Raw genomic sequence first — 26,355 nt, 5'->3', positions numbered from 1 at the left:
CGAGAAGATACCCCCACACGCTCACCGACGCCCCGTCGGCTCAACAACTACAAAAGGCGAACCAGCATGGCCGGATTGGACAAACGCGTAGCTACGTACGAACAGGCCCTGGAAGGGCTGACCGACGGCATGACCGTACTGGCCGGAGGGTTCGGCCTGTGCGGCATACCTGAAAACCTGATCGCCGAGATCAAGCGTCGCGGCGTCAAGGGCCTGACCGTGGTCTCCAATAACTGCGGCGTCGATGGCTTCGGCCTTGGCGTACTGCTCGAGGACCATCAGATTCGCAAGATGGTCGCGTCCTACGTGGGGGAAAACGCTGAATTCGAACGCCAGCTGCTCAGCGGTGAGCTTGAGGTCGAACTCACGCCCCAGGGTACCCTGGCCGAAAAGATGCGCGCTGGCGGAGCGGGCATTCCCGCCTTCTTCACTGCCACCGGCTATGGCACCCCGGTGGCCGAGGGCAAGGAAGTGCGTGAATTCAAGGGTCGCAAGTACATCCTCGAAGAGGCCATTACCGGCGACTTTGCCATCGTCAAGGGCTGGAAGGCTGATCATTACGGCAATGTGATCTACCGCAACACTGCCCAGAACTTCAATCCGCTGGCCGCCACCGCCGGCAAGATCACCGTGGTCGAAGTCGAGGAAATCGTCGAACCTGGCGTGCTGCTGCCCAGCGAAATCCATACCCCTGGCATCTTCGTGGACCGCGTCATCGTCGGCACCTTCGAAAAGCGCATCGAAAAACGCACCGTCAAGGCCTGAGCGCCCCCACAGAACAACAAAGAGACTCTCACCATGGCACTGACCCGCGAACAGATGGCCCAACGCGTTGCACGTGAACTCAAGGACGGCTACTACGTCAACTTGGGTATCGGTATTCCCACCCTGGTGGCCAACTATGTGCCGGCCGACATGGACGTGATGCTCCAGTCGGAAAACGGCCTGTTGGGCATGGGGGAATTCCCCACCGAAGCGACCCTTGACGCTGACATGATCAACGCAGGCAAACAGACCGTTACCGCCCGCATCGGCGCATCGATCTTCGACTCGGCACAGTCGTTCGCCATGATCCGTGGCGGTCACGTCGACCTGACCGTGCTCGGTGCCTTCGAAGTGGACGTGCAGGGCAACATCGCCTCCTGGATGATCCCTGGCAAGCTGGTCAAGGGCATGGGGGGCGCCATGGACCTGGTGGCCGGTGCGGAAAACATCATCGTCACCATGACCCACGCCTCCAAGGACGGGGAGTCCAAGCTGCTGCCCCAGTGCAGCCTTCCTTTGACCGGCGCGGGCTGCATCCGCAAGGTACTAACCGACCTGGCTTATCTTGAGATCGAGGATGGCGCGTTCATCCTGCGCGAAACCGCCCCCGGTGTGAGCGTCGAAGAAATCATCGCCAAGACAGCCGGCAAGCTCATCGTGGCCGACGATGTGAAGGAAATGACCTTCTAACCCACATGCACTTTCGCCCTGCTGCGGCGAACCCGCCCGTTCAGGTAGCCGTTTTCACCACGGCATCTGGGCGGGCGGGTTCGTTGGCGCAGGGTTCGCGCATTTCTGCGCAGCCTTTCATCTACCTATAAAACCAATAAAAGGACGCTTCCGTGGCCGCTGAACTACAAGACAGCCGCTCTGCACGCTTTGCCCTGCGCTGCTCCAACTGGGCAGAGCGCTGGTTCCCCGATTCCTGGGTATTCGCCGCTTTGGCGGTGCTGCTGGTGTGCTTGGGCGCGTTGGCCATGGGCGCCAAGCCACTGGACACCGCAAAGGCCTTCGGGGATGGATTCTGGAGCTTGATCCCCTTCACCATGCAGATGGCGTTCGTGGTCATCGGCGGCTATGTGGTCGCCAGTTCGCCGCCTGCCGCGCGGCTGATCGATCGCCTGGCCCGCATTCCCCGCAACGGTCGCTCGGCCGTTGCATGGGTAGCCCTGATCTCGATGCTGGCGTCATTGCTCAACTGGGGCTTGTCCCTGGTCTTTGGTGGCCTGCTGGTGCGTGCATTGGCGCGTCGTACCGACCTCAAGATGGACTACAGGGCTGCCGGTGCGGCGGCCTACCTGGGCCTGGGCGCAGTGTGGGCGCTGGGGCTGTCCTCATCGGCGGCTCAGTTGCAGGCCAATCCGGCCAGCCTTCCACCCTCGATTCTGTCGATCACTGGCGTGATTCCTTTCACCGAAACCATCTTTCTCTGGCAGTCAGGCGTGATGTTGGCAGCCTTGGTCGTGGTATCGCTGGTCATCGCCTATGCTACAGCCCCCGGCCCCAACAGTGCGCGCAGCGCTCAAGCGTGTGGCGTGGACCCAAGCTTCAGCGCTCCGCCGGCACCTGCGCGTACACGCCCGGGGGAGTGGCTCGAGCACAGCCCTGTGCTGATCCTGCTGCTCGTTGCGCTGGCCGCAGGCTGGCTGTATCAGGAGTTCGCGAGTAAACCCGCCATCACGGCCATCTCTGGCCTGAACACCTACAACCTGCTGTTCATCATGCTCGGCGCGCTGCTGCACTGGCGGCCGCGCAGCTTCCTCGACGCTGTGGCCCGGGCCGTGCCCACTACCACTGGCGTGCTGATCCAGTTCCCGTTGTACGGCTCCATCGCCGCAATCCTCACCCAGGTCAAAGGGGTCGACGAACAGACGCTTGCCCATCACATCTCGCTGTTCTTCACCCAAATTGCCACCCACGATACCTATGCCCTGTTGATGGGTGTGTATTCGGCGGTACTGGGCTTCTTCATTCCGTCAGGTGGCGGCAAGTGGATCATCGAGGCGCCCTATGTGATGCTGGTGGCCAATGACCTGCAATACCACCTCGGCTGGGCTGTGCAGATCTACAACGCAGCCGAAGCGTTGCCCAACCTGATCAACCCGTTCTACATGTTGCCGCTGCTGGGCGTGCTGGGCCTGAAGGCGCGGGACCTGATCGGGTTTTCCTTCGTGCAGTTGCTCGTGCACGTTCCTCTGGTGCTGTTCCTGTTGTGGGCCTTGGGCACCACGTTGCAATACACGCCACCGGTCATGCCGTAGCGGCTGCTCCTGGCTACAGAACTGTGCCTTGCCTTGGGGTGAGGTGCAGGTCTGTGAGTCAGTGTGCTTTCTGCGCCGACCTCAGGGTGAAGAAGGCAACTTGCTCGTGACATCCAGACTCGCCCAGCCACGTAAATTTCCCTTCCGCATAATTTATGCGACGGTATTTTGACTTATTACGGCTAAGCCCATTGATATTTATTATGGTGTCGGTTCATTGACGTAGTGTCAGAGTGCCCATAAGCTCAAGTCAATACCGCAACACACCCCGCATCATCGCGCCACTTACTCATTGATTATCCTGGTTGAAAGGACGGCGTATGCGCTCGACTCTGATTGTGAAATCGATCTTTTTGTTGGTGCTGTTGAGCGGTGCTGCCCGTGCGGCTGACTCGTATATCAATCAGACCAGTATCATTCCCGTTGCAACCGCGGGTTGGTTCTTCGCATTTGCGGTCGTGGGTTTTGTCGCCGTGGCCAATCGCAGAAAGATTTGAAATACCGCAGTTACAGTCACTCAGGCTAGACCGCTTGAGTTGGCTTGTGAATTCGTCAACCGTTGCTATATTGCCATTACCTTCTCGAAGCCTGGTCAGCAGGGTTCGACGTGCCGCTCAGGCGGCCGGCAGAGCATGGCGCTCGCGGTGGTGACAGCGAAGTGGAGCGAGAGTTGGTGTGTTGTTCTCTTCAGTGCTCTAGTCGGGCCATCTGGCCGGAGGGACCCTCATGGTGCGTTCATTGTTCGCCGTCGTTGGCCTGGTTGCAATGTGGTCGGGTCATTGCGCTGCCGCGCCCTCGGAACCGGCCTACCGCCTCAATCCCGGCGATGTGGTGATGGTCTCGGTGTGGCAGGAAGACAGCCTCAAGCAGGAGGCCACCGTGCTCCCCGATGGCAGCATCACGTTCCCTCTGGCCGGTCGCATAGACGTGGCAGGGCTGGATGTTGCCTCGGTTGAAAAACAAGTGGCCAGCAAACTGGAAAAGTTTCTGCCTGACCCGAACGTCAGCGTGGTAGTCAAGAGTAACGCGGGCAACTTGGTGTATGTCCAAGGCAAGGTCATAAAGCCCGGCCCCGTACAAATGTCAGGCCCTACGGCGGTGCTGCAGGCGTTGAGCATGTCGGGTGGCCTGGACAAGTTTGCCGATGAAAGCGAAATAATGGTCGTGCGTGGCACCGGCACGTCCCAGAGAATCCTGCCCGTGCGATACAAGGACTTGGTGACGGGCCGCGACATGTCGACCAATATTCAACTTCAGGCCGGTGACACGCTGGTCGTTCCTTGATCATGCCTTTTAATAAGTAGACTTGATGCCTCTTCCAAGAACAACTCGCATTGCCGCGGCAATTGTGGCCTTGCCGCTTGCGCACTCAACCCAGGCCGCTACCTGGCAGTCGACGGTGGTGGTACCGACGTCGGTCGAACACGACAGCAACCCGCTGTTGCTATCGTCGGGCGAAAAAGGCGTGACACGTACCCTGATTGCACCTGACTACACCCTGATCGGCAGTTTCGGCCGAGATGAACTGCGGTTAGGTCTGGGCCTGGATATTCTGCGCTCCTCCGACACCAACGTCGTCGATGACCGCGAAGACCCAGACATCAGCCTGGGCTGGCAACGCACCACCGAACGCGGGCAGTTCGGGCTGCTGGCACGCTACAACGAAACCTCTACGCTGTCGGGTACCGTGCTCGATACCGGCGTTGTTACTACCGATGGGACGCAGAAGCTGTACACCTTGACGGGTAACTGGCGCCAGGCGATCACCGAACGCAGCACCCTGAGCAACGAAACCACCTACAACCGCGCCCGTTACGATATCAACAGCCTGACTGGCTACGACGAGCTGGCCAATACCCTGACCTGGACCTACGCCTTGAGCGAGCGCGCCGATGCCTATACCCGCTTTGGTGCTCGGCGTTATGAACCCGAGGACGACCTGACCGCCACGGCCTCCAACAGCTACAGCCCGGCGGTGGGGATCAAGTACCAGTTCTCAGAGTCATTCAGCGCCGATGCGCACCTGGGCGTCAACAAGGTATCGGGCAGCCAGGGAGGGCGGCGCGGGGAGGGCGGCGTGGCGCTGCTGTACACCGGCGCACGCAGCGATGCCAGCCTGACGGTCGAGCGCAGTACGGTAGCCAGTGCCCAAGGCGGGTTCGCCCAGCTCGATCAGGTGCGTGGGGTCTGGAGTTATGCGCTCGACCCCTTGACCCGGGTCGGCGCCGACGCCGCCTGGCAGGACAGCAAGGGCCAGATACCCAATACCTTGCAGATCTACAGCCTCTGGGCCAGCCGCCAATTGTCCCCCTACTGGGACCTGCGCCTGGCGCTGACGTACAAGGAGCGCAAGCAGGACCTCGACGGCGATGCGACCGCCACGATCGTTGGCTTGACCCTGACATACCGCTATCCCGACATCTGAACCGCTTGCAGGTGGCCCCATGAAGTCCGATTACGAGCTCTCTCTCAGAGATTACATCGCCATTATCAAGGACCGGGCCGTGGTGTTGGGGGTCAGCGCAGCCGTTATCCTGGCTGCCACCGTCGCCGTGGCGCTGACGGTGCCACCGATCTATCAGTCCACCGGCACGATCCTGGTGGAGTCGCAGCAGATATCTCCCGAGCTGGTGTCGACCAACACCACCAGCTTTGCCGACGAGCGCATCGAGGTCATTCGCCAGCGGGTGATGACGCGCGAGAACCTGCTGCGCATCATCGACAAGTACGGACTGTTTGCCGACAAGCGCTTGAGCGAAAGCGACAAGATCGACCAAATGCGCAACGCCATCGCGGTCCAGACGCTGACCACCTTCGTGCGTGGGCGCGGCGAGGCGACGGTCGCCTTCAACGTGTCTTTCGAGCATCGTCAGGCAGAGGTGGCCAAAGAAGTCGCCGATGAACTGGTCACGCTGTTTCTCAACGAAAACCTCAAGCAGCGCACCGAACGGGCCAACGAGACTACCGAGTTTCTGACCCAGGAGGCGAACAAGCTGGGGGCAGAACTGGCCAGCCTGGAGAACCAGTTGGCCGACTTCAAGCAGGCCCATGCCAATGCGTTGCCTGAGCATCAGACGCTGCGCATGAACATGCTTTCGCGGGCTGAGCTCGAGTTCCGGGAGGTCGACCGCGATTACAAGGCGGCCCAGGAGGAACTGCGCTACCTGGAGCTTGAACTGTCCGCCGCCAATGCCGGCCTAGGTACCAAAACCGGCGAGGGCGCGCGCCCAGCGGGCGCCGACCAGCCCCAGGACCTGGCGAGCCTGAAGGCCGAATATGCCCGCTTGCTGACCCGCTACAAAGAAGCGCACCCCGACGTGGCGGCGGTCAAACGCAAGATTCAAGCGCTGGAGGCCAGTGGCCAGACCGGTAGCGTGGCCTCGACGGTGAGCCTGGATGCGGCACGCGTACGGGCCAAGATGAGCGCGGCACAGGTACGCATTGCCTCGCTGGCCGAGCAGAAGCGCGAGCTGACCCGCAAGATGGAAGGTTACGAAGCCGAGATTCTCGAAGCGCCGCAGGTCGAGCGCGGCCTGGTTACGCTGATGCGCGACCATGACAACGCGCGCAAGAAGTACGAGGAAATCCGGGCCAAGGAAATGGGCGCCAAGATTACCGAGAGCCTTGAGCAGGAAAACAAGGCCGAGCGTTTCGTGCTGCTCGAACCGCCCTTGATGCCTGAGAAGCCGATCAAGCCCAACCGCAAGAAAATCGCGGCACTGGGCCTGGTGCTGGCGCCGGCAGGTGGTGGGGCACTGGTCATGTTGCTGGAGATGCTCAACCAGCGCGTGCGTGGCGTTGGCGCCCTGGAGAACCTGCTTGGCAGGCGCGTGCTGGTGGCGCTGCCTTATATCGACACCCGCGCCGACGTGGCCAGGCGCAAGCGCTGGCGCAACGGGCTGATCCTGGCAGCGTTGTGCCTGGTGGCTATCCTGGTAGGGCTGGTACACCTCTTCTACATGCCGCTGGATGTGCTGTTGCTCAAGCTCACCTCCAGGTTTGCATAGGAAAGCAGTGATGGACAGGAATACACCGGCTCATGGCAATACCCTTCACCCGGTCACTCCAGGTACGCCCCAGGCCGTGAACCCGGCACCGGGTACCGCGCTTGCGGAGGTCCCGGGGCAGTTCGACTACGTCAATACCAAGGTGGTGGCGCTCAAGGCCGATCATCTGGAACGTCACCGCATTGTCGCCTACAACAAGAACTCCAGCATGAACGGGCCCATTGACCTGTTGCGCACCCAGGTGCTCAGGACCATGGAGGAAAACGGCTGGCGTACCCTGGCCATTACCTCCCCCACGCCCGAAGCGGGCAAGACGGTACTGGCCATCAACCTGGCCATGAGCATTGCCCACTACACCACCCGCACCGCCTTGCTGGTGGACTTCGACCTGCGCCGTCCTCGCGTCGGCAGGAGCCTGGGGCTGCCCATGGACTGCTCGCTGAACGAGTTTCTCGATGATCAGGCGCCGCTGCAGGAATGCCTGGTGAACCCCACATTGCCTCGTTTCGTCGTACTGCCGACGCGGGTGCCGGTACCCATGTCGACCGAAGTGTTGTGCTCACCCAAGGTCACTCACCTGGTCAGCGACCTGCGTAATCGCTATGCCTCGCGCATCTGCATCTTCGACCTGCCACCGCTGCTTAGCTCCGACGATGCGATCACCGTGCTACCCACGTTCGACTGCGTGCTGTTGGTGGTGGCCAACGGCATGAACACCAAGAAAGAGATCGAGGACTGCCTGCACCACCTGGGCACGGCGAACCTGATTGGCACCGTACTGAATAAGGCCGACGAAAAACCGCAGCCCTATTATTGAGCGTTTTCAAGGGGCGCCGTCGGGCAGCCCCGATGGACGCTCAACGCCATGTCATTGCCGGCCATGGGTACTGCCGCTCCCATTGCCAAGCGTGCGCCACGATCACTTCCAGGTCTGCGTGCACAGGCCGCCAGCCCAGCACCTGCATGGCCTTGCTGGCGTCGGCCACCAATCGGGGCGGATCGCCTGCGCGGCGCGGTGCGTCCAGCACGGTGATGGGTTGGCCCGTCACGGACCTGGCCGCATCGATGACCTCCTGCACCGAGAAGCCCAGGCCATTGCCCAGGTTGAACACTGCACGCTCGCCGCCGTCGAGCAGGTAGTCCACGGCCAGCGCATGGGCGCAGGCCAGATCGGTCACATGTACGTAATCGCGGATGCACGTGCCGTCGGGGGTGGGGTAGTCCCGGCCGAATACCGTCACTGCCTCGCGCCGGCCAGAGGCGGCCTGGAGAATGAGCGGAATCAGATGTGTCTCCGGCTCATGACGCTCGCCGAGCAACCCCGCCGGGTCGGCGCCTGCGGCATTGAAATAGCGCAGGCATACCGACTTGAGCCCGTAAGCCCGATCGAAATCCTCAAGGATCTGTTCCACCATCCACTTGCTCAACCCATACGGGTTGATCGGCGCCTTGGGATGGGCCTCGTCGATAGGCACGTACTGCGGATCCCCATACACAGCCGCCGTGGAGGAGAAAATCAGGCACTTGATTCTTGCGCTGACCATCGCCTGGAGCAGCGACAGGGTAGCGGCGACGTTGTTCTGGTAATACTTGCCCGGAGCGCTGACCGATTCGCCCACCTGGATGAACGAGGCAAAATGAAATACCGCGTCGAACGTGCACATGCCGAACAGCACGTTGAGCGCGGCTTCATCGGCGATGTCCAACCTGGCCCACTGAATGCCCGGCCCTGGAGATACCAGGTCCGCTACCACCACTTCATGCCCGGCAGCCAACAGATAGCCGACCATGTGCGAGCCAATATAGCCCGAGCCCCCCACCACCAGGTACCTCATCCACACCTCCACGAAGCCGCTGTCGACAGACACCGTGAACCGTCCCTGGGACATGCAGGCGGGATGCTCGGCTAACAGGTGCCATGAGCGTAGATGGCCATCTGCCCTATTTCAAGAACAGCCAATTGGACATGTAGGTGCCATCCAGGGTGATGTGATAACGCCCATCACGGTAGCTGGCGGGCAGGGGCTTGAGCTGCGCCTGGGCATCGCGGGCGAACAGCTTCAACCCGGCAGGCGCCTTGATGCTCAGCTGGGCCTTGAGCGGTTCGACATGAAAGCGCGTGTTTTCCTCAGGCTGGGGCACCGCTCGCGTGCCCAGGGAGACCAGCAGGCTGCGCGACTGGCCCAGTACCACACCGTCGAGACTCTGCACGGCGATACTGGCGTAGGGTGTGCTCGCCTGAACCTGGACATCCCCCAGGGTGACCGTACGCCCGCCCAGCCAGCCCGTTGCCGCTTGGGTGAGGGGCGTGTCGATGGTGTAGAGGCCTGACTGCCAGTTGCGCTTGAGCTCGCCGGTATCGCTCACCGACTCGGTCGCGTCTGCCGGCAGCAACGCCTGGGCAGGGTCGCGCAGCACGGTAGCCCCGTCAGCAATGGCCGCAGGTTTGAGCCATGGCAGCTGGGGCGTGACAGGCAAGGCGATCTGAAGTTGGCCCAGGCCCACCGCCGTGCGCAGCAGCGCCGAGGTACGTGGGGTGATGTCCTGGTTGTACAGGGTTTCGGGGCTCGGCGCGAACACGTAGCGGGTACTGGCGGGTTGAACGTCCCCACGCCTGTACATCAGTGCGGCAGCCGGCATCGTGGCAAGCAATGCCGGATCATTGTAGGCATGCCAGTTGTCTGCCGTGCGCCAGCCGGGGTTGAACGCCTGTTGACTGTAGGCGTACTGCAGCATGGCGTCCCAACCTTGGTGGCTGGCGGTTCCGGCGATGTACAACGGCAGGGAATGCCGGTCAGGCAACGGGAAAGGCTCGGCGTTCCATTCGCTGACCGTCAACGGTTTGCCCACGACCTGAGCGGCGGCCAGCCAGTCGATCAAGCCGTCGCTGGTCAACGGGTTCTTCTCCAGCTGGCCACTGGCGCCGTAGCTGTGGGCATCGATGACATCACCCACCGTGAGGGCGGGCAGGGCACTCAGGCCGTTGCCGCCCCAGGTGCTGGTGGTGGCGATCGGCACCCGTACCCCCAGGGCGCGCAGGTGCGCGATCATGTCGGCATTGAAGCGCTGCTCCAGGTCGTTGAGAAACAGCTTGGAGGGCCCAGGTTGCCAGGCCCGCCAGGTCAGGTCCGCTGGCAGGTCGTGCTGGCTGGCGAACGCCTTGGCAGCGGCCATGTAACGCTGACTGTGACGGGGGACGTCCTTGTCCGGCAGCAGGGCGTTGCCGTAGTGCTGGGTGATGTCGTTCTCGTTGGTGAGCAGGATGGCCGCGATGGCGGGGTCATCTTTGTAGGCCAGGCCTGTCAGAGGGTTTACATGGCCCAGGTACTGAGCGGCGAAGTTTTTCATCGCCTGCTGGATGCTGGCGTTGACGTAGGCGTAACCCTTGAGGTCGACCCGCGCTTGGCCCTTGGCCAGTTCGCCAAAGTCATCGATACCGTCCTGGGCGGTCAGAGCGCGCTGCACATGCAAGTCCAGCCAGATGTAGATGCCCTCGTCCTTGAGCGCCTTGATCCAGAGGTCAAGCTTGCGCATGGACTCGGCGTCCAACTGCTGGGTGTCGCGAACCTGCGTGCCGTCACCAAACACATTGGGGCTCACCCAGGGGGAGTCGTGATGGTGCAGCCGTACAAGGTTGAAGCCCAGCGCCGACAGGCGTTTTGCCTGCTGGGCAATCTCCTCGTCAGGGCTCTTGAACAGGGCGTAAGCCGACAGGTTGGTGCCCCAGAAACGCACGGGGGTATTGTCCTCGAACACCAGTTGTTCCCCGCGCGCCTGCACAAAGCCGTGCTTGCCGGCGGGCTTTTGCCGCGCATTGAGAAACGAAAGGTCAACGGGGGATGTGCGCCAGTCCAACTGGTCCTCTGGCCAGGCAGTAGGGTCCACCAGACCGAAGCGCTCGGTAGGGGTGGGCGCGAGTGCGATGTCCCCGGTTACGTTCAGCACCGCCTTGACCTGTTGCTTGCCGGCAGCGATGGCGTCCTTGTAGAAGAAGGCGCGCAGCTCCGAAGGATTGCCGCGCTCGAAGTAGACCTTGGCCAAGGGTGGGTCGAAACGCATTTCTACACGCCTGCCCTGCTCGGTACCGCCCCAGGACCACCCGCGGTTGTCGGCCAACAGTTGCGGGGCACCCATGGCCCCCGCGATCTGCGCAGGATCGAACTGGAACACCATGCCGCCGCCAATCACATCGCGCTGGCGGCTATGGGCGTCAAGGTCGAAGTCCCACGCCAGGGTTTGCGGTTGCACCTGGGTGATCGCCGCCTTCAGCTCGAAATCCAGGGCCTTGTTCAGCCCCTGCAAGGTGTAGCGCCCGGGGCCATCGACGCTCAGGGCGGTCTGGAAACCCGTCCAGCTCCAGTCCTGCGCCCAGAAGTCGAACTTGGCGCTCATCACTGGCCCGCCGCCCTGCGTCACCACCGGCAGGCCGTTTTGCTCATCGATGCTGACCTGCCACGCCTCGGACCGAACGCTCGTGGGTAAGCCCAGGGAGCAAAGGGCGGTCAGGCACAGCACGGCACGCAAGGCAGACAGGGTCATGAAAGGCTCCTGGGTTGCGCAGAGGGGATGTCGTAAGAGGGCGTAGCGAGCGAGTGCTGCCGGCGGACCATGTGGGTATAGGCCACCCCTAACCCTGCGATGGACCAGTACACCACCGGGATGAACGTGATGCTGCTGACGGTGAAGATGATCACCAGGATGCCGATCAATGTCGCCAGCAGCACCCGGCCAAGCTGACGACGTTCGTCGTCCTTGTCGTCGAAGCTGCGCATGGCCTTGTAGATGCCGCGCAGTACCATGGCGAAGAAGGCCACGAACAGCCCGAGCCCGACCAAGCCGACGTGCAGGGCCAGGTTGATGTAGGAGTTGACGATATCGATGATGCCTTCGCCCTGGATCATCGACTGCATTTCGGGCGTGTTGCGAAAATCGAACGAGCCGAACAGCGGATTGCGCTGGATGACGATCCACGCATTGTCCATGAGCCGCTCGCGGTAAGTGATGTTCTCTTTTTCAAGGTTGCCAATGAACGGCAGCAGGTCCAGCACCTTATCGCCACCCGGTATCACACCGAGCAGCGGCAGGGCGAGCACCCCCGCCGTTGCCAGCAGGGCCAGGCGCCGCACGGCCCCCCTGCCCAGCGCCACGAACACCACCACGATCACCGCAGCGCCAATCCAGGGCCCGCGTGAGAGCGGCGCGAACAGACCGGCAGCCAGCAAAAGCGCGCCCATCCAGCGATGCAACGGCCGGCGCAGATAGCCTTGCACGAACAGGAACAGGCCGATGGCGACACTCATGACATAACCCAGCACGATGGCCTGGCCCGTGGTGACGCTGGCCCGCAGGGCGCCGCCCCGGCTCAGGTAGCCCGACAAGCTCCACGGCACACCCATGGCGTCGATCAGGGCGCTGTACAGCAACCAGTGGCGTACATACTCGGCGACCCCGATCAACGCCAGCAGGAAGCCGACCAGGACGAAGGCCAGCATGGCGTCCTTGAAGTCGCTGACCTGGCGCAACCCACGGCTGGCCACGTAGTAGGGCAGAAATACATCGACATACAGGTACAGGGCCTGGCGCAGGGTATCGGTGGGCGTGGTTTCGCGCAGATAGAGCACACTCATCAGCACCAGGCTTGCCGCCAGCAGGCGATCTGGCCAGGTGCGGCCAAAGCGCAGCGTGTCCGGCTGCCGACGCAAGGCCAGGGCGGCTGGTAGCAGCACGCACAGTGTCAACAGGCGGATGTGGTTGAGGTCGACCAGGTAGTTGACCACACCGAACCCCGGCACCTGCGCCGCCGCCGGTGGGATCAGAAACAACAGCAGGTAGAACAGCGCCATGGGGTTGTGTTCACGACGCCCGGCCAGGTACAGGATGAGCCCGCCTGCCGCCAGGTACAGCCAGAAACTGTGGGAGACGAATGCCAGCACCGTCAGCAGGAACCAGAGGTTGCGCCGGCGCTTGAAATCGCGCAGCGGGATCAGGTCGGTGGCAGGACGCCGAGCCAGCACGAATACCACGCTGGCCAGGAACAGGATGACGATCAACGCGCGAAAATGTTCAGGCATCAGCTATTTACACCTTCCTTTCGGTGGACCACGGCTAGCATCATGGCTGATTGAAACTATAGTGACTTTTAGCCATCTAGTCAGAGATAGAACCCATGCCGTCGATTGAGGTGTCAGCCACCGCAAGCTTGCGCTCGCGGGCCTTGCGGGCGGGGTCATGGAACCTGGTCTCGCAAGTGGCTTCCCAACTGATGCGCCTGGGCGGCAACCTGATCATGGCGCGTATCCTGGTCCCCGAGATGTTCGGGGTCATGGTCATCGCCACCACGGTTTCGGTACTGCTTCACTTGCTCTCCGATGTTGGCTTACGCCAGAACATCATCCAGAGCCATCGAGGTGACGACCCCGTTTTCCTCAACACGGCCTGGACTGTCCAGATCATTCGCGGCTTCATCCTGTTCGCCTTGACCTTGCTGCTGGCCCTGGGCGCGTGGCTGGCGCAGGTGGCTGAGCTGTGGCCTGCGGACGCGACCTACGCGGCCCCGGTTTTGCCGGCGGTACTGGCCATCACCGGCCTGTCTGCCGTGATCTGGGGTTTTCAGTCCACCAAGATAGACGTGGCAGTGCGAACCTTCCAACAAAAGCGCGTGGTGCTGGTCGACCTGGCGTCGCAAGTCGCGGGCCTGCTGGTGATGCTCGTGGTGGGCTACCTGACCCATTCCATCTGGGCGCTGGTCAGCGCTGGCCTGGTGTCTGCCCTGGCCTGGACGGTACTGGGCCACACTGCGCTGGAGGGCCCTGGCAATCGTCTGCACTGGGACCGCGCCGCCCTGAACGAGCTGATCGTGTTCGGGCGCTGGATCCTGCTGTCTTCGATGGTCGGGGTCCTGGCCATGTATGGCGACCGCATCTGGTTCGGTGCCAGCATGACGGCGGCGCAGCTGGGCGTGTACTCCATCGCCGTGCTGATTCTGGGGGCAGTGCAGATGGCCATCATGAAGGTGGTCGGCGCCGTTGCGCTGCCGGCGTTCAGCGAAGCGGCTCGTGCTGATGATCGCGAGCGTCTGGTAGCCCTGTATCACCGTTTTCGGCTATTGGTGGACCTGCTGGTGCTGTTCATCTGCGGAGGGTTTCTGACCGCCAGCCCGCTGCTCATTGGCTGGATGTACGACGAGCGGTACCGTGAAGCAGGGCCGATGCTCGCAATTCTCTCGCTGTCATTCCTTACATTGCGCTATACATTGGCCCATCAGGTCTGGATCGCCTTGGGGCTGACCAAGTACCAGGCCATGGACAACATCATTCGCCTGGTCTCGTTGTGGGGGTTACTGCCGGTACTGCTGTATTTCGGTGGGGTGGACTGGGCGATCTGGGGCGTTGCCCTGCACACGCTGCCCACACTGGTGTTGATCGTTTACGTGAACAGCAAATTGGGAATGTTCAGCCTCAAGCGCGAGCTTGTAGTGCTGCCGGCCCTGTTGGCCGGGGCGCTGTGCGGGGCTGGATTGACCGCTTTATTCGAGTGGATCTGAGCGCGACCTGTAGGAATTTCGTGAGGATGGCCAGGTAATCATGGGCAAGCAGAGCGTGTGTGCGTCACGAGTAGGGCGTAGGGGCTTTCTGAAGGGGTGCGCGGTGATGGGGGCGGCAGGCGCTGTGCTGGGCCCAGTGACAGCGGTCGCCGGCCAAACGCTGCCCCGGCCCACCGCCGAGGCCAATGAGGCGTTCGTGGTCATCAATGGCTGGGTATTGCCGTCTCAGTATTTCAAGAGCCCGTCGGCATGATCACCGATTTCCAGGAACACAAGACGCTGCGCGACAGTTACGACGTGTGCATCATCGGCGCCGGCCCGGCCGGCATCACGCTGGGGCTGCGCCTGGCGGCCGCAGGCTGGAGCGTGCTGCTGGCCGAGGGGGGCGGCCATGACTACGCACCTCGCTCTCAGGAGCTGTATGCCTGCACCTCCAGCGGGCTGCAGCTGTATGCCGAGCAGACCCGGCTACGTTATTTAGGCGGCACTTCAAACCATTGGGCAGGCCGGTGCCGACCCTTCAGCCCGTCCGACTTTTCCATCGCACCGCCAGGTGACCTGCCGGGCTGGCCCATTGAGTACGCCGAAATCGCGCGCTACCTGCCCGCCGCCATGGACATCGTCGACCTGCCCGCCGGTGCCGACTTTCATGCCATCAACACGGGCCTGGACGGCGACGAGTTCGAACCGGACCGCTTCCTGCTCAGCACCCCAACCCGATTTGCCCAGAAGTACGCCACCGCCTTGGAACAAACCCCAGGGCTGGACGTGTTCATCAACTGCAACTGCGTAGACCTCGAATTCGACCCCGCCTCTGGCCGGCTGGCGGCAGTGCTGTTGTCGGACTACGCTGGCAACCGCCAGCGTCAGGTCGCACGGCATTTCATCCTCGCCGCAGGCGCCATCGAGAACGCCCGGCAACTGCTCAACAGCAGCTCCCTGGCAGCGGCCGGTGTGATCAGCCAGGACGGCTTGGTGGGCCGTTGTTTCATGGAGCACCTGAACATCGACATGGGCACGTTCATCCTCAAGTCGGGGCTGGATCCCGACCCGCGCGAGTACTACACCACCGATGCCTTCATCGAGCATTTCAAGATCGGCAAGGGCAATGTGCGCGCGGCCCTGCTGGCCGACGTGCAAACCTACGGCCGTACCGCCGAGGTCAAGTACTTCCTGGAAACCCTGGCCTGTGACATGGGCGTGGCCAGCAAGGTGGCCTTCGTCGCCAGCTTCAGCTGCCCGGGCGATGGCATCATCAGCACCATGATCGAACAATTCCCAAGCCTGCACAGCCGGATCTCGTTGCTCGACGAGAAGGATGCGCTGGGCGTGGCCAAGGTCAACGTCAACTGGGTACTCGACGAGCAGGACCGGCATACGATCAAGTGCATCGGCACCGAACTTGCGACCCAGTGGGCCAAGGAGAACCTTGGGTTCGTCAAACTCAACGACTTCGTCTACGACACCTCGATACCGCTCAGGCTGTCGCCGCACGCCCACCACATGGGCACCACGCGCATGGCCGCCGACGCCCGTCATGGGGTGGTGGACCGCGACTGCAAAGTGTTCGGCACCGACAACCTGTATGCAGCCGGCAGCAGCATCTTCGCCACCGGCGGTGCCTCCAACCCGACCATGCCACTGTTGCAATTCGCCGTGCGCCTGGCTGAACACCTCGATGCCCGCATGAGCGCCCAGAGGAGCGCCGCGGCGTGATTCACCGGCTTTAGGACAAGGGGTGCGGCGGTCAGCACACACAAGAACGAGACCGGCGCCGCCCAGGGATAACTCAGGTTGCATCGATTGCGAGGCCAGGCAGCATGATGGGATGGATACGCAGAGCCGTAATGCAGTATGCCCACCGCACGGGACGGGCACGCGGTTTGTACAAGAAAATGTGCAACCCAGCGGGGCTGGAATGGGGCACCTACCTGGCCCGTTGGGGCGGTTTTCACTCGGTGGGCACCAACGTCTACATCAACCAGGGTTGCAACGTGACCGACCCATCGCTGGTGCGCATTGGCAACAGCGTGGGCCTGTCCGATTGCACCCTCATCGGCCATGACGGCGTCGTGCTGCTGATCGAGCACCGCTTCGGCAAGCACCTGGACTCGGTCGGCTTCATCGACATCAAGGACAACTGCTTCATCGGTCACGGCGCAATCGTCATGCCGCGCGTGACCATCGGGCCGGACTCCGTCGTGGCCGCCGGGGCCGTGGTGACCAAGGACGTGCCGCCCGGCACCGTCTATGGCGGTAACCCGGCGGCCTTCATCTGCACCACCGATGCGCTGATCAAACGGGTGGAAGCCCGCTGCGAAGCCTATCCCTGGATCGACATCGTCAAGCAGCGCAAGGGCGCTTTTGACCCCCAGGTGGAGCCCATGCTGATGGCCCAGCGGCGCCAGTACTTCTTCGGGGACAGCGACAATGGCTAAGCCGGTGGACGTGATGGTGGTCAATTTCAATACGGCCGGTTTGCTGCAGCCCATGTTCGATGCCTTGCGCAGCGCCGACAGCGAGCACCTGGCGCGCTACCTGGTGGTGGACAACGCTTCGGCCGACGACTCACTTGCCCGCTTGACCCAGGTCTGCCCTCAGGCGCTGGTGCTGAGCAATCGGCAGAACGTAGGGTTTGGCCGTGCCAACAATCAGTTGCTGACCCACCTGCAAGGTCAATACGCCCTGCTGCTCAACACCGACGCTTTCGTGGCCCAGGACGCGTTGCACAAGACCCTGGACTACATGCAGGCGCACCCGGAGTGTGGCGTGCTGGGTGTTCGGCTCGAAGGTCGCGATGGCAGCCTGCAACCGAGCTGCCGGTATTTTCCGACACCGCTCAACGTGTTTCTTGCCCGCACCGGCCTGGAACGCTTCGTCCCCGGCGTACAGCGCGTTGATGACATGAGCTGGGACCATGGGTCGGTGCGCGAATGCGATTGGCTGCCTGGGTGTTTCTACCTGGTGCGCCGTGAGGTCCTCGACCAGGTCGGGCTGTTCGACCCCCGTTTCTTTTTGTATTACGAAGAAGTCGACCACTGCAAGCGCGTCAAGGCAGCGGGCTGGAAGGTGGTGTTCTACCCGCACACCACGGTGGTGCACATCGGCGGCGAGAGCTCCAAGTCGGTGGCCCAGCTCGAAGCCGCGAGCCGGCAGATATCCGCTTACCAGATAGAAAGCGAGCTGCTGTACTTTCGCAAGCACCACGGTCGTGCCGGCCTTGCCCTGCATATGCTGCTGGTGAGCCTGGGTGACCTGATACTGGCGCTCAAGGCCTTGATCAAGCGGCGCGGGCGGGCGGCCTTGCGGGCCTGCTGGCTACACAGCCGCACCACGTGGGCATTGCTGTTCAAAACCCGCTATGCCACCCAGCCGACAAGGTAGTGCGCACCATGTTCGAGAATATTCGTGCCGATTTGCGGGCCCATGGGGGCGATTGGGGAGCCCAGGGGTTCTGGGTGATGCTGGTCTACCGATTTGGCCGCTGGCGCTATGGCGTGAGGCCCGCCCCGCTGCGCAAGCTCTGTTCGCTGGTCTACAAGGTGTTGTTCAAGCTGGTACAGATCCTGACCGGGGTCGAACTGCCCTGCGAGGCGGTAGTGGGCCGGCATTTCGTCATCGATCATTTCGGCGGCATCATCGTCAGCGGCTATGCCCGGTTCGGTGACGACTGCCGCATTCGCAACGGTGTGGTGGTGGGGCTCAAGCAGGTCGATCGGCCTGTGGCGCCCGTGTTCGGCAACAATGTCGACATTGGCACCGGCGCCAAGATCCTGGGCGATATACGCATTGGTAACAATGTGGTGATCGGCGCCAATGCGGTCGTGCTGGTGGATGTGCCGGACAACTGCATTGCGGTCGGCGTGCCGGCCGTGATCAAGCCCAGGCACAGCCCCGCGACGCAGGTGATGCCGTGAGCACACAACTGGAGGCGGTCGGCGTCGTGGTGATCGGTCGCAACGAGGGCCAGCGCCTGGAGCGCTGCCTGCGTGCGCTGGTGGCCCGTGTCGATACGGTGGTGTACGTGGATTCCGGTTCGACCGATGGCTCGGTTCAGCTCGCGCATCAGTTGGATGTGCACGTCCTGGCCTTGGACTTGAGCATTCCATTCACCGCCGCCCGCGCGCGCAACGAAGGTTTCGCCCGGCTGCACCAGCTGCAGCCTGGCCTGAACATGGTGCAGTTCGTTGATGGCGACTGCGAGATCGACCCCCAGTGGTTGCCCACTGCCCACGCCTTCCTGCAACGGCACGCGCAGGTGGCGGTGGTCTGTGGGCGGCGGCGCGAGCGGTTTGCCCAGCAAAGCGTGTACAACCAGTTGTGCGACCTGGAGTGGGACACCCCGGTTGGACAAGCCAAGGCCTGTGGCGGTGACGCGTTGATGCGCGCCCAGGCGTTCGCCAGCGTAGGGGGCTTCCGGACGGGGCTGATTGCCGGCGAAGAGCCGGAACTGTGCGTGCGTTTGCGAGCCGCGGGCTGGAAAGTCTGGCGCCTGGACGCCGAAATGACCCTGCACGATGCGGCCATGACGCGCTTCAGCCAATGGTGGCGACGCAGCATGCGCGCCGGCTACGCCTATGCCGAAGGCGCTTGGTTGCACGGTGCTGCACCCGAGCGGCACTGGGTGCGTGAGTCCCGCCGTGCCTGGGTCTGGGGGCTGGGGATTCCGCTGCTGACACTGTTGGCTTGTCTGATGTTCGGGGCAGGGGGGCTGGCGCTCTTGCTGCTGTACCCACTGCAAATCCTGCGGTTGGCCAGGCGTGGCGCCCTGGCGCCCCGGCAACGCAGGTTGCAGGCCTTGTTTCTGGTGCTGGGCAAGTTCCCAGAGGCAGTGGGCCAACTCAAATTCTGGCGCCAGCGGCTGTTGCCCGGCAAATCAGCGCTGATCGAGTACAAGTGAGATGACCCCATGATGCTTGTCCGCCTCGTGACCCGCGTATCGACGTTGCAACCCGGTTTCACCCCGCGCGCCGTGAAGAGCAAGTGCGCGCTGGCCCTGCTGATGATGAGCCATCGCCACGCGCTTGTGCGCTTCATGGGACGCATGACGACTGCACTGGGCCCACAATGGCGCCAGCGCATGGGCGACGACGCGCTGGGCATGGTGCAATGGCCCTACATCAGTAGTGCCTGGAGCGTGGCCCAACGGTTAGATGCCGTGGCCTCGCATTTCGAAGTGGTGACTGCACAAGCGCCGGGGCTTCTGGTCACAGGCCGCGATGAACGCCGTGTGTTGTGCGACCTGGGGGATCATTCACCCGCTTGCAGCCTGGTACTGGACCGGCCGATCTGGTTCAAACGCGAAGGCGAGTTGGTCCTGAACCTGTTTCAGGGCGACCTGCGGGTCGCGTCACTCGCCTTCACCCTGTGCAGGGACGCAAACACGTTGACGCTGTTCATTGGCGCGGTGCAAGGCATCCACAAAGGCATCGACAGCGAAACATCCCTGTCCATCTATCGCGACCTGACCAAGCATTTCGAAGGCCTGCGCCCGCGCAGCCTGGTGCTCGAAGCGCTCAAATGCCTGGCGCGCTCGCTTTCGGTCGATCGCATACTGGCCGTCAGCGACCGTTGCAGGCACCACCGTCATCCTTATTTTGGCGCCGACACCGCCCGGGAACTGGCGGCCGACTACGATGCTATCTGGCAGGAGCACGGCGGCCAACCGACGCCCGGCAACGGTTTCTTCGAGCTGCCCCTGGTGGCTGCACAGCGCGCCGATTCGGATATTCCCGCCAAGAAACGGGCCATGTACCGCCGCCGGCAGGCGTTGCTCGACGATGTTTTCACGCGCATGCACGAGGCTTTGGCAGGCGCTGCCGGGAACCATGAACTACAAGAACTACAAGGGGATGCATGCGCTGGGCATGCATCGGCAGTGGACGCTCCGCCCCTGACAGAAGGCCGTTCATAAGGCTTGTCGGGCGCGGGGGGTCATCAAGCGGGTTTGGATCTGGATTTGTATGCGTATTGCTTACTTCGTCAATCAGTACCCGAAAGTGAGTCACAGTTTCATACGGCGCGAAATCCTGGCGCTTGAACGCCTGGGCATTACGGTACAGCGCATTGCCCTGCGCGGATGGGACGCCGAGGTGCAGGATCCCGAGGACGACTGCGAGAAAGCCAAAACGGTTTATGTGCTGCAGCAAGGGCTGTCGGGTTTGCTCAAACCCCTCTGGCACGTGCTGCGGGCACAGCCACGGCGGTTCCTGCACACCCTGAACCTGGCCTTGCGCATGGGATACAGGGCGGACCGCACCTGGCCGTATCATTTGGTGTACCTGGCCGAAGCCTGTCAGGTACTGCTCTGGCTGCAGCAAAGCGGGGCCTCCCACGTCCATGCCCACTTTGGCACCAACTCCGCTGAGGTCGTCATGCTCGTCCATGCACTGGGTGGGCCGCCTTTCAGCTTCACTGTTCACGGACCGGAGGAGTTCGACAAACCGCAGTTCCTGCACCTAGGCGAAAAGGTCGACCGAGCCGCTTTCGTGGCAGCGGTCAGTGCCTACGGACGCAGTCAGCTGTATCGCTGGGTGGCGCACGCCCACTGGCCAAAGGTCAAGGTAGTGCATTGCGGTCTGGAGCGTGCGTTTCATGAAGTGCCTAGCGTGGCGATACCCCAGGCGCCGAGACTGGTTTGCGTGGGTCGCCTGTGCGAGCAGAAAGGCCAGTTGCTGTTGCTCGAAGCTGCCTCCCGTTTGGCGGCGCGTGCCATCGCCTTCGAACTGGTGCTGGCCGGTGATGGCGAGCTGCGTGGGGAGATAGAACGGTTGATCGCCCATCATGGCTTGCAGCACCAGGTGCGCATCACTGGCTGGATTGGCAGTGCGCAAGTGCGCGAGCACATCCTGGCGGCGCGTGCCCTGGTGCTGCCCAGTTTTGCCGAAGGGCTACCCGTGGTCTTGATGGAAGCCATGGCGCTGCGCCGTCCAGTGCTGAGCACCTACGTGGCAGGTATCCCCGAGCTGGTGCGCCCCGGCGAGAACGGCTGGCTGGTGCCGGCGGGCGACGTCGAACAATTGACCGAAGCCATCGCCGAGTGCCTCCAGCAGCCCGTCGAGGCGCTGCAGCGCATGGGCGCAGCCGGCCATGCTCGGGTATTGGAACGGCATGATGTCGACACTGAGGCGGCCCGGTTGGCCGAGTATTTCAAGGCAACGGCATGATCACTGTATTGACGTTCTTGCTGGGGGCACTGGCGTTCCTGGTATCGGTTCCGGTGCTGGTACTGCTGGGGCAGGTGTTGCTGGCGTACCTGCCCGCTCGTGCACAACCTGCCGCTGCCCAGGCGCGCCCGCAGGTGGCCGTGCTGGTGCCGGCCCATGACGAGGCGAGCATCATCGGCGCAACGCTCGCGAGCCTCGTGCCGCAACTGCAAGCCGGTGACCGCCTGCTGGTTGTGGCCGACAACTGCAGCGACGACACGGCGCGGCGGGCCGAGGAGGGCGGCGCCGAGGTGGTCGTGCGTCAGGATGCCTTGCGCCGGGGCAAAGGCTATGCGCTGGACTTCGGCATGCGTCACCTGGCCGCCGACCCACGCCAGGTGGTGATCATCGTCGATGCCGATTGCCGTGCAGAGAAAGGTGCGCTCGAGCAGTTGGCCCGTCGCTGCGCACAGAGCGGCCGACCCGTGCAGGCGCTGTACCTCATGAGGGCGCCGGCAGGTGCCGGTCTCAAGGTGCAGGTGGCCGAGTTCGCCTGGCGGGTCAAGAACCTGGTCCGGCCCCGTGGCTGGGCACGGGTGGGCCTGCCGTGCCAGTTGATGGGCTCGGGCATGGCGTTCCCTTGGCAGGACTTGGCCGCCGTGGACTTGGCCAACGGGCATCTGGTCGAAGATGTGAAGTTGGGCCTGGACCTCTGCCAGCGGGGCACGCCGCCATTGTTTTGCCCGCAGGCGCTGGTCACCAGTCAGTTCCCCACTAGCGAGCAGGGCCTGAACAGCCAACGCACGCGTTGGGAGCACGGGCACCTGGGGCTGATGCTGGCCGATGCGCCCCGTCGCGCCTGGGCTGCCGTGCGCCAGCGCAACCTGGCCTTGGCCGGTTTGACGCTGGACGTGCTGGTGCCTCCGCTGGCCTTGCTGGTCCTGATGCTGTTGGGGCTCAACGCCCTTACCTGGTTGGCCTACGCCGTGGCAGGCATTGCGATACCTGCCTGGATGGCGCTAAGTGCGTTGCTGTTACTGGCGCTTGCGGTGCTGCTGGCCTGGGCGCGGTTCTGCCGCGACGTGATTCCGTTCTCGGTGCTGCTTTACGCGCCGTTCTACGCCTTGCGCAAGGTCCCGGTGTACGTGGGTTTTCTGATCAAACGCCAGGTGGAGTGGGTGCGCTCCCGCCGGGAGGAGGATTGATGGCCGGTGAGCAGTGGCGAGCACGATGGCACGCGGTCATCGACCAGTTGCAGGTGATCCAGGACGACGAGGCTGCCGAGCGCCTGCTGCAAGGCTTGGCTGCCCCTGTAGCCCCGACCGTGCTGGGCTTCGTCAATGCCCATGCCATGAACCTGATCGTTAGCGATGACGCCTATGGTGAGGCGCTGCTGGGGGCCGATGTGCTGCTGCGCGATGGCTCGGGCATGGCGATGCTGTACCGGCAGCTTGGGTTGGCGCCAGGGTTGAACATGAATGGGACCGATTTCATTCCTCGGTTGGTGCACGCCTATGGTGGGCGCCGCGTGGCCTTCTGGGGCACCCGCCAGCCCTTCCTGGAGCAGGCTGTTCAGTGCTGCGTTGCCACCTATGGCGTCACGCCGGTTTCGGTGCATGACGGCTTCGCCGACGTGCCGACCTACCTGCGCCTGGCGACCAAGCACCGGCCGGATCTCATCGTGCTGGGCATGGGCATGCCCAAGCAGGAGGCGGTGGCGGCTGCGCTCAAACGCACCGGCCTGGCGTGCACGATCGTTTGCGGCGGCGCCGTGCTGGATTTCATGGGCGGCAAGGTCCATCGCGCACCGGCCTGGATCAGGCGCCTGGGTGCGGAATGGTTGTACCGCCTGTTGTGCGAGCCACGGCGGCTGTTCATGCGCTACGTGGTTGGCAATCCGCTATTTCTGTTACGCGCGCGGCGGTTCGCCCAGGCAGAGCGAGCGCCGCACCCTGGCGACTGACGACATGGCGCGGTTGCCCAAAGGCACCGCGCACCCAAGGACGGGCTGCTACAGTGATATCACGGCTACACACACCCGAGCGCGCCTGCTGCTTTACCGGCTTCGCCAACGCTGTTCTTCAGTATCAAGGGGCGATCACAGGCCCTGGCCATGCACCCATCGATGAGGTCTGAAATGGTGTTCGAACCCCGAAGCAGCCGGTCTTTGCTTCAGCGCAGAAGCAGTGTCAGCAACGCCGTGCAAGCCGGTCTGGATGGCGTAGCGGTGACCGGCATCGCCTGGTACCTGATCTACGACCAGTTCGGCTACATCACATCCGACTACGTCATCATGCTGTTGCTGCTGATCGGGGCGCTGGCGGTCATTTACGATCACTACGCCATCTATCGCACCAACGTCGGGCTGTCGATCAAGGCGTTCCGGCTGTTCAAGGCGTGGTCAGCGACGTTCTGCTTCCTGGTGGTCATGGCCTTTCTGACCAAGCAGAGCGAAACCTACTCACGGTTGCTGGTGGTGGAACTGTTCGTCATCGGCTACATCGCCCAGCTGTTCCTGCATTTTGCCGTGCGTGAACTGCAAAAACGCTTTACCGCCCACGCTCGCCTGGAGAACGCCCTGATCATCGGCGACGGGGACCTGGCCAATTTTCTCTATCAGAAAATCAGCAGCAACCCCTGGTTCGGGGAACGGGTGGTGGGCTGCGTGTTGACTGCAGAGGCCGCGCCGCATGGCGACGACGTTGAGCAAGGCAAGCAGCGCCTGCCGGTGCTCGGGCATATCGGTGATCTGGACGGCATCGTCGCCCAGCATGGCATTCGCACGGTCTACCTGGTAACGCCCCTTGGAGGCTCGCAAGTCATCAGCGACGTCTATTTCAAATTGCTCGACAAGTGCATCGCGGTCAACTGGGTGCCCGACATTTTCTCCCTGCGCCTGATCAATCACAGCGTGCGCGAAATCGCCGGCATTCCCGTTCTGACCTTGTCCGAAACCCCTTTGACTGGCATGAGCCTGTTCCTGAAGAACCTCGAGGATCGCATCCTGGCGGCACTGATTCTGCTGTGTGCATCGCCCGTGTTACTGGCCGTGGCCCTGGCAATCAAGCTCGACAGCCCAGGCCCGGTGTTCTTCCGGCAGGAACGCACGGGCTGGACCGGGGAGTCGTTTCGGATCTGGAAGTTTCGCAGCATGCATGTTCACCAGCCCGAAGCCGGGCAGATCAAGCAGGCGCAGAAGAACGACCCGCGCTTGACCCGGGTCGGCGCGTTCATCAGGCGCACCAGCCTCGATGAGCTGCCACAGTTGTTCAACGTGCTGACGGGCGAGATGTCACTGGTTGGCCCAAGGCCCCATGCGTTGCAGCATGACACGTTGTACTCCCAGGACATCGTCGACTATTTTGCGCGCCACAACATCAAGCCGGGCATGACCGGCCTTGCCCAGGTGCGAGGCTTCAGGGGTGAAACCAAGGACATCGAGCAGATGATCCAGCGCGTCGATTCGGACATCGAGTACATCAACAACTGGTCCCTGTGGCTGGATTTCGTGATCCTGGTGCGCACCCTCAACGCTTTTACCGGCAAGCAGGCGTATTAGCGACCCTAACCGCTTCCAAGCATCCTCGGTGCTCTGCGCTAGAGGTCTTGCGGTGCGCCAGACAGAGGATGCAATTCACGAAATGCTTGCGCTTCTGCCACCAGCCAGTCGTGTACCGCACGCGCGCCGGGCTGGTTCAACCCGCCGGGTGGGTAGTGCACCACGTAGCGCTTGTGGTTGGGGATGGCGACCCCGAATGGCACGATCAGCGCGCCGCGCTCCAGTTCGTCGTTGAGCAGAGTACGCCGGGCAATGGCCACGCCAAGGCCCGCAATGGCCGCCTCGATGGTCAAGTGGTTGCGGTTGAAGGTGTGGCCACGCCGAACGGGTTGCGCCGACGCGCCGATGCCCTCCAGGTAGAACTCCCATTCGGCATATTCCGAGCTGCCTCGCCACGCCGTGATGTCGTGCAGCAACGGGTAATGCACCAGGTCCGCTGGCCCGTGCAGCGGGGGGCGCCCACGCAGCAGGGCCGGGGAGCAGACCGGGAAGATCTGCTCGGCCAGCAGCGGCGTCGACAGCATGCCCGGGTAGCTGCCGTCATTCAGGTCGATCGCAAGGTCGAAATCCCCAGGCGTCAGTGCCTGTGCGCTGTCCTCGGCCACCAGCCGCAGCTCGATGTCGGGATAGCGCTGCTGGAAACGTGACAGCCGCGGCGTCAGCCATTTGGCCAGAAACGATGGGATCGAGCGCACCCGTACGGTGCCGCGAATTTCACCTGCATCCAGGCGCAGCAGTTCGGCCTCGATGCTGCCATAGGCATCGGCCACCGTCTGTGCCAGGCGCTGGCCTTCGGCACTCAGTTCCACGCCACGGGCGCGGCGCAGGAACAGCCGATAACCCAGCCGTTCCTCCAGCTGGCGCATCTGCTGGCTCACGGCCCCCGGGGTGATATGCAGCTCTTCGGCGCAGCGGGTGAACGACAGGTGGCGGGCAGCACAGGCGAACACGTGCAGCCAGACGAAGGATTGCCCTGTCAGTTGACGTCTCATGGTTTAGTCCTGCTAAAGGCTGGCTTAGGAAGTTTCGTTGGTCATTTGTAGCACAGGCGCGCAGTATCTCGCGAAACGGGCCT

At 62.8% G+C, this 26,355-nt stretch carries 24 protein-coding genes; 20 read left to right on the top strand and 4 right to left on the bottom strand.

Translation table 11 applies throughout. The features are described 5' to 3' along the window. Positions 1-66 precede the first annotated feature (66 nt). From PFU01S_RS09815 to PFU01S_RS09785, 8 genes are all read left to right on the top strand, one after another. A complete protein-coding gene (locus PFU01S_RS09815) occupies positions 67-765 on the top strand; it encodes a CoA transferase subunit A (protein ID WP_023535422.1) in 699 nt (232 codons plus the stop codon). Positions 766-798: 33 nt separating this feature from the next. Further along, positions 799-1,455, top strand: coding sequence for a CoA transferase subunit B (locus PFU01S_RS09810; RefSeq protein WP_027916352.1), 657 nt, complete (start codon positions 799-801; stop codon positions 1,453-1,455). A gap of 152 nt (positions 1,456-1,607) precedes the next feature. Further along, the gene (locus PFU01S_RS09805; RefSeq protein WP_023535446.1) at positions 1,608-3,026 is read left to right on the top strand and encodes a short-chain fatty acid transporter; all 1,419 of its coding nucleotides are present in this window, start codon (positions 1,608-1,610) and stop codon (positions 3,024-3,026) included. A 320-nt stretch (positions 3,027-3,346) separates the two neighbouring features. Beyond that, complete coding sequence (gene eppA / locus PFU01S_RS22365) at positions 3,347-3,523, top strand: EPS-associated small membrane protein EppA (protein ID WP_165919238.1); 177 nt, start codon at positions 3,347-3,349, stop codon at positions 3,521-3,523. Between the two features lie 229 nt (positions 3,524-3,752). After that, positions 3,753-4,310: a polysaccharide biosynthesis/export family protein gene (locus PFU01S_RS09800; RefSeq protein WP_027916351.1), complete on the top strand. Its 558-nt coding sequence runs from the start codon at positions 3,753-3,755 to the stop codon at positions 4,308-4,310. Positions 4,311-4,335: 25 nt separating this feature from the next. Next, positions 4,336-5,451, top strand: coding sequence for a hypothetical protein (locus PFU01S_RS09795; RefSeq protein WP_027916350.1), 1,116 nt, complete (start codon positions 4,336-4,338; stop codon positions 5,449-5,451). Between the two features lie 19 nt (positions 5,452-5,470). Then, positions 5,471-7,033 (top strand): GumC family protein, encoded by a 1,563-nt coding sequence (locus PFU01S_RS09790; protein ID WP_028687782.1) that lies wholly within the window; start codon positions 5,471-5,473, stop codon positions 7,031-7,033. A 10-nt stretch (positions 7,034-7,043) separates the two neighbouring features. Then, positions 7,044-7,850: a CpsD/CapB family tyrosine-protein kinase gene (locus PFU01S_RS09785; protein ID WP_027916348.1), complete on the top strand. Its 807-nt coding sequence runs from the start codon at positions 7,044-7,046 to the stop codon at positions 7,848-7,850. 40 nt (positions 7,851-7,890) lie between these two features. Here PFU01S_RS09785 and galE read toward each other — a convergent pair whose 3' ends face one another. The 3 genes from galE to PFU01S_RS09770 all read right to left on the bottom strand — a co-directional run bounded on the left by galE (position 7,891) and on the right by PFU01S_RS09770 (position 13,104). After that, positions 7,891-8,868: a UDP-glucose 4-epimerase GalE gene (gene galE, locus PFU01S_RS09780; protein ID WP_028687783.1), complete on the bottom strand. Its 978-nt coding sequence runs from the start codon at positions 8,866-8,868 to the stop codon at positions 7,891-7,893. Positions 8,869-8,974: 106 nt separating this feature from the next. Continuing rightward, a complete protein-coding gene (locus PFU01S_RS09775) occupies positions 8,975-11,572 on the bottom strand; it encodes a cellulase family glycosylhydrolase (RefSeq protein ID WP_028687784.1) in 2,598 nt (865 codons plus the stop codon). Then, entirely contained in the window at positions 11,569-13,104 is a 1,536-nt protein-coding gene (locus tag PFU01S_RS09770) for an O-antigen ligase family protein (RefSeq protein WP_042139422.1), read from the bottom strand. Before PFU01S_RS09770 ends, PFU01S_RS09775 begins: the two co-directional genes overlap by 4 nt. Positions 13,105-13,199: 95 nt before the next feature. Here PFU01S_RS09770 and PFU01S_RS09765 point away from each other — a divergent pair, with 95 nt between their 5' ends. The 12 genes from PFU01S_RS09765 to PFU01S_RS09710 all read left to right on the top strand — a co-directional run bounded on the left by PFU01S_RS09765 (position 13,200) and on the right by PFU01S_RS09710 (position 25,280). Then, complete coding sequence (locus PFU01S_RS09765) at positions 13,200-14,576, top strand: oligosaccharide flippase family protein (RefSeq protein WP_028687785.1); 1,377 nt, start codon at positions 13,200-13,202, stop codon at positions 14,574-14,576. Between the two features lie 40 nt (positions 14,577-14,616). After that, positions 14,617-14,829, top strand: a complete 213-nt coding sequence (locus PFU01S_RS09760; protein WP_028687786.1) for a twin-arginine translocation signal domain-containing protein — start codon at positions 14,617-14,619, stop codon at positions 14,827-14,829. After that, on the top strand, positions 14,826-16,292 hold the full coding sequence (locus PFU01S_RS09755; protein ID WP_027916343.1) for an FAD-dependent oxidoreductase: 1,467 nt from the start codon (positions 14,826-14,828) through the stop codon (positions 16,290-16,292). Before PFU01S_RS09760 ends, PFU01S_RS09755 begins: the two co-directional genes overlap by 4 nt. A gap of 104 nt (positions 16,293-16,396) precedes the next feature. After that, positions 16,397-17,014: an acyltransferase gene (locus PFU01S_RS09750; RefSeq protein ID WP_027916342.1), complete on the top strand. Its 618-nt coding sequence runs from the start codon at positions 16,397-16,399 to the stop codon at positions 17,012-17,014. After that, a complete protein-coding gene (locus tag PFU01S_RS09745) occupies positions 17,007-17,960 on the top strand; it encodes a glycosyltransferase family 2 protein (RefSeq protein WP_033695182.1) in 954 nt (317 codons plus the stop codon). Before PFU01S_RS09750 ends, PFU01S_RS09745 begins: the two co-directional genes overlap by 8 nt. Before the next feature lie 8 nt (positions 17,961-17,968). Further along, on the top strand, positions 17,969-18,493 hold the full coding sequence (locus tag PFU01S_RS09740) for a serine O-acetyltransferase (RefSeq protein ID WP_027916340.1): 525 nt from the start codon (positions 17,969-17,971) through the stop codon (positions 18,491-18,493). Continuing rightward, positions 18,490-19,476, top strand: coding sequence for a glycosyltransferase family 2 protein (locus PFU01S_RS09735; RefSeq protein ID WP_028687787.1), 987 nt, complete (start codon positions 18,490-18,492; stop codon positions 19,474-19,476). Before PFU01S_RS09740 ends, PFU01S_RS09735 begins: the two co-directional genes overlap by 4 nt. Before the next feature lie 9 nt (positions 19,477-19,485). Beyond that, positions 19,486-20,490, top strand: coding sequence for a DUF535 family protein (locus PFU01S_RS09730; RefSeq protein WP_028687788.1), 1,005 nt, complete (start codon positions 19,486-19,488; stop codon positions 20,488-20,490). A gap of 49 nt (positions 20,491-20,539) precedes the next feature. Further along, on the top strand, positions 20,540-21,742 hold the full coding sequence (locus tag PFU01S_RS09725; RefSeq protein WP_028687789.1) for a glycosyltransferase: 1,203 nt from the start codon (positions 20,540-20,542) through the stop codon (positions 21,740-21,742). Then, a complete protein-coding gene (locus PFU01S_RS09720; RefSeq protein WP_028687790.1) occupies positions 21,739-22,926 on the top strand; it encodes a glycosyltransferase family 2 protein in 1,188 nt (395 codons plus the stop codon). Before PFU01S_RS09725 ends, PFU01S_RS09720 begins: the two co-directional genes overlap by 4 nt. After that, positions 22,926-23,684, top strand: coding sequence for a WecB/TagA/CpsF family glycosyltransferase (locus PFU01S_RS09715; protein WP_028687791.1), 759 nt, complete (start codon positions 22,926-22,928; stop codon positions 23,682-23,684). The genes PFU01S_RS09720 and PFU01S_RS09715 overlap by 1 nt, the downstream gene beginning before the upstream one ends. 174 nt (positions 23,685-23,858) lie before the next feature. Beyond that, positions 23,859-25,280 (top strand): undecaprenyl-phosphate glucose phosphotransferase, encoded by a 1,422-nt coding sequence (locus PFU01S_RS09710; protein ID WP_027916334.1) that lies wholly within the window; start codon positions 23,859-23,861, stop codon positions 25,278-25,280. A gap of 38 nt (positions 25,281-25,318) precedes the next feature. Here PFU01S_RS09710 and PFU01S_RS09705 read toward each other — a convergent pair whose 3' ends face one another. Then, entirely contained in the window at positions 25,319-26,272 is a 954-nt protein-coding gene (locus tag PFU01S_RS09705) for a LysR substrate-binding domain-containing protein (protein ID WP_027916333.1), read from the bottom strand. Between the last annotated feature and the right edge of the window lie 83 nt (positions 26,273-26,355).

The organism is Pseudomonas fulva NBRC 16637 = DSM 17717, from assembly GCF_000730565.1.
Classification (GTDB): domain Bacteria; phylum Pseudomonadota; class Gammaproteobacteria; order Pseudomonadales; family Pseudomonadaceae; genus Aquipseudomonas; species Aquipseudomonas fulva.
The sequence above is the reverse complement of the archived record's forward strand: the minus strand, read 5'-3'. Positions and strand labels throughout refer to the sequence as shown.

Coding starts and splice junctions, on each gene's coding strand:
- PFU01S_RS09775 (WP_028687784.1), bottom strand. CDS start 11,572: ATGACCCTGTCTGCCTTGCGTGCCGTGCTGTGCCTGACCGCCCTTTGC.
- PFU01S_RS09730 (WP_028687788.1), top strand. CDS start 19,486: ATGATGCTTGTCCGCCTCGTGACCCGCGTATCGACGTTGCAACCCGGT.
- PFU01S_RS09760 (WP_028687786.1), top strand. CDS start 14,617: ATGGGCAAGCAGAGCGTGTGTGCGTCACGAGTAGGGCGTAGGGGCTTT.
- PFU01S_RS09770 (WP_042139422.1), bottom strand. CDS start 13,104: ATGCCTGAACATTTTCGCGCGTTGATCGTCATCCTGTTCCTGGCCAGC.
- PFU01S_RS09725 (WP_028687789.1), top strand. CDS start 20,540: ATGCGTATTGCTTACTTCGTCAATCAGTACCCGAAAGTGAGTCACAGT.
- PFU01S_RS09790 (WP_028687782.1), top strand. CDS start 5,471: ATGAAGTCCGATTACGAGCTCTCTCTCAGAGATTACATCGCCATTATC.
- PFU01S_RS09745 (WP_033695182.1), top strand. CDS start 17,007: ATGGCTAAGCCGGTGGACGTGATGGTGGTCAATTTCAATACGGCCGGT.
- PFU01S_RS09705 (WP_027916333.1), bottom strand. CDS start 26,272: ATGAGACGTCAACTGACAGGGCAATCCTTCGTCTGGCTGCACGTGTTC.
- PFU01S_RS09720 (WP_028687790.1), top strand. CDS start 21,739: ATGATCACTGTATTGACGTTCTTGCTGGGGGCACTGGCGTTCCTGGTA.
- PFU01S_RS09785 (WP_027916348.1), top strand. CDS start 7,044: ATGGACAGGAATACACCGGCTCATGGCAATACCCTTCACCCGGTCACT.
- galE (WP_028687783.1), bottom strand. CDS start 8,868: ATGAGGTACCTGGTGGTGGGGGGCTCGGGCTATATTGGCTCGCACATG.
- PFU01S_RS09795 (WP_027916350.1), top strand. CDS start 4,336: ATGCCTCTTCCAAGAACAACTCGCATTGCCGCGGCAATTGTGGCCTTG.
- PFU01S_RS09755 (WP_027916343.1), top strand. CDS start 14,826: ATGATCACCGATTTCCAGGAACACAAGACGCTGCGCGACAGTTACGAC.
- PFU01S_RS09815 (WP_023535422.1), top strand. CDS start 67: ATGGCCGGATTGGACAAACGCGTAGCTACGTACGAACAGGCCCTGGAA.
- PFU01S_RS09750 (WP_027916342.1), top strand. CDS start 16,397: ATGATGGGATGGATACGCAGAGCCGTAATGCAGTATGCCCACCGCACG.
- PFU01S_RS09740 (WP_027916340.1), top strand. CDS start 17,969: ATGTTCGAGAATATTCGTGCCGATTTGCGGGCCCATGGGGGCGATTGG.
- PFU01S_RS09800 (WP_027916351.1), top strand. CDS start 3,753: ATGGTGCGTTCATTGTTCGCCGTCGTTGGCCTGGTTGCAATGTGGTCG.
- PFU01S_RS09810 (WP_027916352.1), top strand. CDS start 799: ATGGCACTGACCCGCGAACAGATGGCCCAACGCGTTGCACGTGAACTC.
- eppA (WP_165919238.1), top strand. CDS start 3,347: ATGCGCTCGACTCTGATTGTGAAATCGATCTTTTTGTTGGTGCTGTTG.
- PFU01S_RS09715 (WP_028687791.1), top strand. CDS start 22,926: ATGGCCGGTGAGCAGTGGCGAGCACGATGGCACGCGGTCATCGACCAG.
- PFU01S_RS09765 (WP_028687785.1), top strand. CDS start 13,200: ATGCCGTCGATTGAGGTGTCAGCCACCGCAAGCTTGCGCTCGCGGGCC.
- PFU01S_RS09710 (WP_027916334.1), top strand. CDS start 23,859: ATGGTGTTCGAACCCCGAAGCAGCCGGTCTTTGCTTCAGCGCAGAAGC.